The sequence below is a fragment of the Streptomyces sp. NPDC001970 genome (genome assembly GCF_053594115.1).
Genome location: NZ_JBSFDW010000123.1, coordinates 1 through 1,283, shown reverse-complemented (window position 1 = coordinate 1,283; position 1,283 = coordinate 1). Strand labels below are relative to the sequence as shown.

Genomic DNA, 1,283 nt, shown 5'->3' with positions numbered 1-1,283 from the left:
GTGGAGTGAAGTCGTCGGCGATCTTCACCGTGGGCCATTCGCGGCCTTTGGCTTTGTGGGCGGTGGAGACGATGACGTCGGCCTGTGGTTCGTCATCGAGTTGGCCGACGGCCGTGAGGATCTTGTCGGTGCCGTGTTTGTCGATGAGGTCGACGAAAGGCTGCAGGGAGCCATCCTGACTCACGCCCGCAACCTCGCCGCCCCACAGCGCCGTTCGCGCACGAGCCCCCGCTGCGTCAAACGCACCCTGTCGCCCTACGCCTACAACAAGACCAGAGGCAGCGTCGGACACAAGACAACCGTGACCACCGACGTCACACTCCTGACCGGAACCGCCAGACCCTAACTTCCCGGTCTTGGCCTTTAGCAGGTCATCGGTCTTCACATAGAGTGCGGTGGCGAGGCAGTCCAACTCTGTCTTCACACACCGATGTTGGACTCACTCCTTCCAGGCGCATTAAGCGAGTCCCTGGAACAGACCAGCACTTGGAGATTGGTGACTGCGGACTCAGGCGCCCACGGTCCCGTCGACACCCTCGCGCAGAAAGTCCGCGTGCCCGTTGTGGCGGCCGTACTCCAGGAGCACGTGCACCATTACCATCCGCAGCGATACTTCCTCACCCCATCTCGGCTGATACCCGGCCCGGTCCAGGGACTCAACCTCCCGCTCGATACGGCGCGAGTTCTCCACCTCGGCCTCCCAGGCCCCGAACGCCTCGTCCCTGGTCGACGCGCTCGCGTCGTACGCCGCCTGGAAGTCGATCTTGTCGGACCACACCATGGGCACGTCGTTGTCCTCAAACACCCGACGGAACCAAGCACGCTCCACCTCCGCCATGTGCCGGACCAGACCGAGCAGCGAGAGCGTGGACGGCGGCATCGACTGCTGCCGCAGCTCCTCGTCGGTAAGTCCTTCGCACTTCATAGCAAGGGTCGCGCGGTGGTAGTCGAGGAAAGCCCGCAGCATGTCACGTTCGCTTCCAAAACTGGGCGGCCCTATGCGATTGTCGACGGTCACTGGCTGCACCCCTCATCCGCGCATGCATTTCAGGGTCAGTATCTACTCCCGTCGACTGTCCCCAGACGAGGGCCACCGGACCCGACTGTCACCATGGAAGTCGCAGGTCACAGGAATCAGTAAGGCTCATCGGTCACCCCCAGCCGCAGCTACCCCTTGGAATCGATCATCTAGAAGACTGCTGAAAATCTTGTTGTGGGGCTGTCCGGCCTGGGCCGGGCGGCCCTTTTCGCTATGCGGTGGCCGGGGCGAGGTGCCAGGTGCC

At 63.1% G+C, this 1,283-nt stretch carries 1 protein-coding gene and 1 pseudogene; both read right to left on the bottom strand.

From position 1 onward, the window contains the following. Positions 1 to 424: pseudogene (locus ACWCP0_RS42155) on the bottom strand (hypothetical protein); the annotation flags it as partial. A gap of 84 nt (positions 425 to 508) precedes the next feature. Continuing rightward, positions 509 to 1,018 carry a DinB family protein gene (locus tag ACWCP0_RS42150; protein WP_451083995.1) on the bottom strand — a complete coding sequence of 170 codons (510 nt, stop codon included), beginning with the start codon at positions 1,016 to 1,018 and terminating at the stop codon, positions 509 to 511. Between the last annotated feature and the right edge of the window lie 265 nt (positions 1,019 to 1,283).